We start from the raw sequence: 6486 nt of genomic DNA on the forward strand, positions 1-6486 counted from the left end.
GCGCGCGGCGCATCCTGCGGCGGAACGAACAGCGTTTCGCCCAAGCGGTCGAGCGGTTCATCCACCGTAAAGCCGGGGCCATCGGTGGCGTATTCTATCAGCGTTCCGCCCGGTTCGCGGACATAGAGGGATAGGAAATACTTTCGGTCATGCACGTTGGTAAGGTCCGCCACGTCTTTCAAATCCAGCCGCATTTGTCGAACGGCACCCGCATCCGCCGCACGAAACGCTACATGATCAAGGATGCCTGCGCCCGCAATGCTTGGCACAAAGCCCGACACATCGCGGATATCGACAACATCCCGTTCGGATATCATCCGCTGAACTGCGCCTTGCGTGGTCGCCAAGGCATAGCCGAAACGCGCAAGAAAATTGGCGGTTTCATCGGCTTTCTCCGACAATATGGTCACGCCATAAACCCGCGTTGGCGCAATCGGGTCCGCCAGCGGCGCTGTTGCCGGAAGGTCGGCGCCAACCAGCTTGACGATCAGCCCGTCTGGATCTTTCAGCCGCAGCACCGGCGCGCCAAACTCACGCGTTGGCCCCTCAAACGGCAGGCGCGCATCCATAGTCCGCGTCAGCCAATCGCCTATACTTGTAAGCGGAACAGCAAAGGCAACCTCCGCGACCTGGCCATGACCAACCCGACCGCGCCCGCCTGCCTCCCACACCAGAAAGCTGATGAGAGAGCCGGGGGAGCCCGCTGTATCGCCGTAAAACAGGTGCAACTGTTCGGCGTCTTCAAATCCACCGGTGCGTTTTACCAGCCGCAAGCCCAAAAAACCCATGTAAAAATCAACATTGGCCTGCACATTCGCGGTAATGCCGGTGACATGATGTATCCCTGTGGTCATTGTCGGCCCCTAATTTTTGTGTGGAGGAACGTCATTCCATCATTCACTTTTGAAACTTTTCCCAAATGTAGCCACACGGCTTTCCCTTTGCGACGGGCATAAGCCGAATACCGCGTTCGTAATTTCAGAACGGGTTTATCCCTAATTTTCTTGCGCCGATCTGCCATCATTGGTCGAACGAGAAAAGGAGACAATCATGAGCTGGAACCCCGCCCTTACCCCCGGTTGCCCTGATGAAATTGGCGTTGATGCCATCGAAACGCTGATCATTCCCCGCGCTCATGATCTTGGCGGGTTTGAAGTGAAGCGTGCCTTGCCTGCACCCAAACGTCAAATGGTCGGCCCGTTCATTTTTTTCGACGAGGCGGGACCAGCCGAATTCCTGACCGGTCAAGGCGTTGATGTCCGCCCGCATCCTCACATCGGTCTCGGCACCGTCACCTATTTGTATCAGGGCGATTTTCACCACAGGGATAGCATCGGCACCGATCAGGTCATCCGCCCCGGTGCGCTGAACTGGATGGTGGCTGGCAAAGGCGTGACCCATTCGGAGCGCACGTCAGCCGAGGGGCGTAGCGGGCCACATTCGCTCTACGGTATTCAGACTTGGCTGGCATTGCCCGAAGACCGCGAAGATATGGACCCGCTGTTTGAACATCATGGGAAAGAAACACTGCCCGAGATCGAAGCAGAAGGCATCAAAGCGCGGCTGATCCTTGGCACGGCTTACGGCGAGACGGCACCTGCGAAGATGTTGTCAGAAACCTTCTATCTCGACGTTGTGCTTAAGGCAGGCGCGCGGATGCCACTGCCGGACGATCATGAGGACCGCGGGCTTTACATCACCCAAGGCTCGGTCACGATTTCTGGGCAGGAGTTCGAGGCAGGGCGCATGATGGTGTTTCGCCCGGGCGATAAGATCACAGTGGCCGCAGGCTCGCGCGGTGCGCGAATGATGGCACTTGGCGGTGCTACGCTGAATGGGCCACGTTATGTCTGGTGGAATTTCGTCGCCTCCAGCCGCGATAAGATTGAGGCCGCTAAAGAGGAATGGCGCGCCAAACGTTGGGGTGAGGGATTGTTCGATCTACCCATCAACGACCAAGAAGAGTTCATCCCGCTGCCCGGTTAGGTTGCGGCATCGGTGGATACGCGGTGATGGTTGACGATGCTGGTTCGAACGACTGACTGCGATCCGCCGCTCGTCAGGTGCGTTTTGAGGTCTTCGTCGGGGATTGCCGAAGGTTGCCGATTCCCAGCTAACTGTTGCAAGGTGAACAAAATAATGGATTTTGATCTGCTTTAGCTTTGGTATTGCGAGGTCAATCACTGACCGGATCGCAATACGTTTTTCCGGGTAGTTTGGAGCATGCTCAAAAGACCCAATTCGGGTGTCTTTCCACAATTGAACTATCGTGATCGGTTCTCAATACAGCTCAATTTCAATGTGGTCGGGCTAAAATTTAAAGGGTTGCGCGACAGCGTGCGTTACAAACGAACGCGAGCCCTGGCGAAGCTGGTGACGTCACTCGGTTTCAATTCATCGCAGGGAATGTCGCTGATCGCAAAATCCTTCCGCATCTTACGCAGTACCTGGCTCTTTGTTCGACCGATTTCTCCACCCGTGGCTTTAAGGTAGTCTTCGACGACGTTGCCGACAGATCGAGATTCGCGGCGGGCAGTGTCAAGACCAGCCGGAGGGGCCAGTTCCTTCTCACGACGCTTTGGCCAGGATTTCGCGGTCGTCATCCGAACGAAGGTTGACAACTCCTGGTGGACGATCCTGCCCTTCAACTTTATAAGGATCTGTGCGGAAAGGCTGACCTTGCCCTCCCCGGTGTTCTCGTTCGACGATCCAAGCCCGTTTCAGTCGTCCTTGGCACGTTTTTGGTAGTCCTGATGGCTGCCGATGGAGATATATCGGCTCAACTACGCCAGAATGACACCAGATGCGACCGAGCGAGACTTTCTAGACATGACTGATTTATCAATAAACAAAGGCACTTGCGGCGCGCATCGCCTTAGCGTTGCGCCGATGATGGATTGGACGGACCGCCATTGCAGGCATTTTCATCGGTTGATGACTCGCCGCGCGATGCTTTATACCGAGATGGTAACCGCGCCGGCGATTGTTCATGGTCCGGCGGATCGGCTTTTGCGCTTTGGTGATGCAGAGCATCCGATTGCGTTGCAGCTTGGTGGCTCCGACCCGGTTGAACTTGCCGCAGCGGTTCGGATCGCGCGGCCCTTCGGTTATGATGAGATCAACCTCAATATCGGGTGTCCGTCGGACCGGGTGCAATCGGGATGCTTTGGTGCGGTGTTGATGGAACGGCCTGCACTGGTGGCTCAATGTGTGTCGGCGATTCTGGCGGAAACCGATGTCCCTGTCACCGTCAAATGCCGGATCGGGGTGGATGATCAAGACCCCGAAATCGTGCTTCCGGCGTTCATTGAAACTGTTGCCGGGGCAGGGGTGGCGCATTTCATCATCCATGCCCGCAAGGCGTGGTTGCAGGGACTGTCACCCAAGGAGAACCGCGAGATTCCACCCTTGGATTACCCGCTTGTCTTGCGCATGAAGCAACAGTTCCGGGAGCTGACGATTTGCGTCAACGGTGGGATTGCCACGCTCGCACAAGCGCGCGTTCTGCTGGATCAAGGGGTCGACGGCGTGATGATCGGGCGGGCCGCGTACCACGACCCCGCCTCGGTTCTGATCGGGGCGGATGCGTTTTGGGGCGACGACGCCGGACCGGATGCGTTCGGGGTGGCGGCGCTGATGCGGCCCTATATCGTCAGCCATCTGGAGCAAGGCGGGCGGCTGCACCAGATCACCCGCCACATGCTCGGCCTGTTTCATGGTCGCCCCGGTGCGCGGGCATACCGCCGTATGCTGTCCGAGGGCGCGACTCGCGACGGCGCGGGGCTATCAGTCTTTGACGCCGCGGTGGGTCAGGTTCCAACGCTGGCCTGCCCAGCGTGACGCAGCACGCTGCGCGACAACATGAACGCCAGCAACCCGCACAGCGCGATTACCCCCAGCATCGGCACCACGGTCCCGTCAAAGAATGGCCCGGCCAGCACGATCATCACGCCACCGACCAGCATTTGCAACGTCCCGCCCAGCGATGAGGCAAGCCCGGCAATCTCGCCATGCTCATCCAATGCCATCACCATCGCCGTCGGGATCACCAGCCCGAGGCAGGCGTTGGCCACGACCAAGCCAAGCACAGTCAGGACCAGCCCGCTGATCCCCACCAGCGCCAAGGCGAACAAGACAGCGGTGACCAACGCAAAGCCCATCGTGGCAAAGGCCATCACCTGCGTCGCGCCAAAACGTTGACCGAGGAAGGCGGCGAATTGTGAAGCACCGAAAAAGCCCACCGCATTGATCGCGAAAGCGATGGAGAATCCGGTAGGGCTTAGCCCGAACGCCTCGCTGTAGACAAACGACGCCGAGGCGATGAAGACAAAGAAACTCGCCATGCCAAATCCGCCCAGAAAGGTCAGACCCAGAAAGCCGCGATGGGTCATCAAAACTTTGGTTCCATGCCAAAGCGTTGAGGCGGAAAACGGTTTTCTCGCGGCGGGGCGCAAGGTTTCCGCCAGCAAGAACCGCGTCATCAGAAGGCTGATGCCAGCGGCCAGCGCAAGGGCGGCGAAAATCCAGCGCCAGCTTCCGAGTGCCAGAAACCCGGCACCTGCGAGCGGTGCGAGAAACGGCGAGACTGAAATCACCAGCATGATCGCCGCCATCAACCTTGTCGCCTGATGCCCGGTGTGCATGTCGCGGATCACGGCGCGCGGTATCACCATCACCGCTGCCCCGCCCAAACCTTGCACGAAACGCCCAGCCAGCAGAACCGGGGCCGATGTGGCGAAGCTGCAAATCAGGGTGCCGATCAGGAACACCAGAAGGCCGGTATAGAGCGGAGGTTTGCGCCCGGCCTGATCCGCCCACGGACCATAGACCAATTGCGCAACCCCGAAGGCAAGGAAATAGGCGGTCAATGTCGATTGCATCACTGGCACCGAAGCGCCAATGTCGGTCCCGATTGCGGGCATCGCAGGCAGATACATATCTATCGCGAAAGGCCCGACTGCCGACAGCAGGCCCAGAACAAGGGCAGGACGCAACAAGCTGGTCGACATGGGTGACTCCGCAAATCAAAAAAGATGCGCTTCTGATATGTGTTTTTGCGGTAACCCGCCAGTGTTGCCGCTGGCTTTGTTTCGCCTTGGGCGTTAAGGCTTTCCCGTTCAGCAGGTCAGTTCAGCAGGAAAGCAGATCCCATGCCCGAATTCTCAACGATTTTGCCGATGATCGCGCTTTTGATGGCCATCGGTGCCTTCGCCGGGGTGATCGCGGGGTTGTTGGGGGTTGGCGGCGGCATCATCCTTGTGCCGGCCTTCTTTTACGCCTTCGGCCACTTGGGCTATGGCGGGCCGCAACTGATGCAGGTCTGTCTGGCAACCTCGCTCGCCACCATCATCGTCACTTCTGCGCGCTCGGTGATGTCGCATAACCGCAAGGGTGCAGTCGATTGGGTTGTGCTGCGCAGTTGGTGGCCGTTCATCGGCTCTGGCGCGATTGTGGGCATGTTGGTCGCGTCCAGCCTGCGCTCCACCACGTTGCAACTGATCTTTGGTGTGCTGGCGCTGATCGCCGGGCTTTACATGGCGTTCGGCAAATCGCATTGGCGGCTGGGCCAAGCCATGCCGACGGGGCCGAAACGCATGGGCATCGGCGCGGGTGTCGGGTTTTTCTCGGTCCTGATGGGAATAGGCGGCGGCTCGTTCGGGGTGCCGATGATGAGCCTTTACAACCTGCCGATCCACCGCGCCGTGGCCACAGCGGCAGGCTTTGGCATCATCATCGCCGTGCCCTCGGTGATCGGCTTCCTGCTCATTAATATCGCGGATGCGCCCCCCTATACCATCGGTGCAGTCAACCTTCCCGCCTTTGCCGTGGTGATTGCGATGACCTTGCTTACCGCACCTTTGGGCGTAAAACTGGCGCATCGAATGGACCCGGCACCGTTGAAACGCATATTTGCGGTTTTCATTACGATTGTGGCTTTGAACATGCTGCGCAAGGTGGCGGGCTGGTAAGCGTAGCCTCGCCCGTCGCTCAATCCTCTTTCGGCGCAAAGACAACCTGCGCATTTGCTGTTGCCGCCGGGTCGCGACCCAATCGGGCGCCGCGTCCGCCGCGCCGTTTGATCAGGGTTTTCCCACGCTCGGCCAGGCCCGCCATGATCTCTCGCCGCTCATCCGAGGTGAAACGCGACCAGCGCCGGATTTCCTCTGGCGTGCGGAAACAGCCGATGCACATCCGCGCCTCGGGGTGGATCACGCAGATCTTGACGCATGGGCTTTCAATCTCATCGCGCTTCCACAACTCGTCGCTCATGCACCTTGCTCCCGCCGCATATGGGCCAAACGGTCCAACGCCCCTTGCAGGATATACCCGGCGGCCACATGGTCGATCAGTTCTTTACGACGTTTGCGCGACATATCCGCCTCCAGCATCGCGCGTTCGGCAGCGACAGTGGAGAGGCGTGCCTCCCCGACCACAAGGGGCAGCGGTGGCAAGCGCCCAAGGGTGCGGGCAAAGGCGCGGGTCGCC

Annotated in this window: 7 protein-coding genes; 3 read left to right on the forward strand and 4 right to left on the reverse strand. The window is 59.1% G+C overall.

The window, feature by feature from the left end:
• On the reverse strand, positions 1-854 hold an 854-nt coding region (locus L0H65_RS12220; RefSeq protein ID WP_301459331.1), incomplete at its 3' end, for a VOC family protein.
• Between the two features lie 196 nt (positions 855-1050).
• Here L0H65_RS12220 and L0H65_RS12225 point away from each other — a divergent pair.
• A complete protein-coding gene (locus L0H65_RS12225; protein WP_301459332.1) occupies positions 1051-1986 on the forward strand; it encodes a pirin family protein in 936 nt (311 codons plus the stop codon).
• A gap of 903 nt (positions 1987-2889) precedes the next feature.
• A complete protein-coding gene (dusA, locus tag L0H65_RS12230) occupies positions 2890-3840 on the forward strand; it encodes a tRNA dihydrouridine(20/20a) synthase DusA (protein WP_301459337.1) in 951 nt (316 codons plus the stop codon).
• On the opposite strand, the gene L0H65_RS12235 is transcribed toward dusA, so the two are convergent.
• A complete protein-coding gene (locus tag L0H65_RS12235; RefSeq protein WP_301459333.1) occupies positions 3810-5009 on the reverse strand; it encodes a multidrug effflux MFS transporter in 1200 nt (399 codons plus the stop codon). The two genes, dusA and L0H65_RS12235, sit on opposite strands and share 31 nt — an antisense overlap.
• Positions 5010-5150: 141 nt before the next feature.
• Between L0H65_RS12235 and L0H65_RS12240 the strand changes: the two genes are divergently transcribed.
• Positions 5151-5969, forward strand: a complete 819-nt coding sequence (locus L0H65_RS12240) for a sulfite exporter TauE/SafE family protein (RefSeq protein WP_301459334.1) — start codon at positions 5151-5153, stop codon at positions 5967-5969.
• Positions 5970-5988: 19 nt separating this feature from the next.
• On the opposite strand, the gene L0H65_RS12245 is transcribed toward L0H65_RS12240, so the two are convergent.
• Both L0H65_RS12245 and ruvX read right to left on the reverse strand, forming a co-directional pair.
• On the reverse strand, positions 5989-6270 hold the full coding sequence (locus L0H65_RS12245) for a DUF1289 domain-containing protein (RefSeq protein ID WP_301459335.1): 282 nt from the start codon (positions 6268-6270) through the stop codon (positions 5989-5991).
• The coding region (gene ruvX / locus L0H65_RS12250) for a RuvX/YqgF family protein (RefSeq protein ID WP_301459336.1) at positions 6267-6486 on the reverse strand (220 nt) is incomplete at its 5' end. The genes ruvX and L0H65_RS12245, both read right to left, overlap by 4 nt.

The organism is Pseudorhodobacter sp. (assembly GCF_030452865.1).
Lineage (GTDB): Bacteria > Pseudomonadota > Alphaproteobacteria > Rhodobacterales > Rhodobacteraceae > Pseudorhodobacter.

Excerpts from the sequence above, each read along its gene's own strand:
- dusA (WP_301459337.1), top strand. The coding sequence starts at position 2,890 with ATGATGGATTGGACGGACCGCCATTGCAGGCATTTTCATCGGTTGATG.
- L0H65_RS12235 (WP_301459333.1), bottom strand. The coding sequence starts at position 5,009 with ATGTCGACCAGCTTGTTGCGTCCTGCCCTTGTTCTGGGCCTGCTGTCG.
- L0H65_RS12225 (WP_301459332.1), top strand. The coding sequence starts at position 1,051 with ATGAGCTGGAACCCCGCCCTTACCCCCGGTTGCCCTGATGAAATTGGC.
- L0H65_RS12240 (WP_301459334.1), top strand. The coding sequence starts at position 5,151 with ATGCCCGAATTCTCAACGATTTTGCCGATGATCGCGCTTTTGATGGCC.
- L0H65_RS12245 (WP_301459335.1), bottom strand. The coding sequence starts at position 6,270 with ATGAGCGACGAGTTGTGGAAGCGCGATGAGATTGAAAGCCCATGCGTC.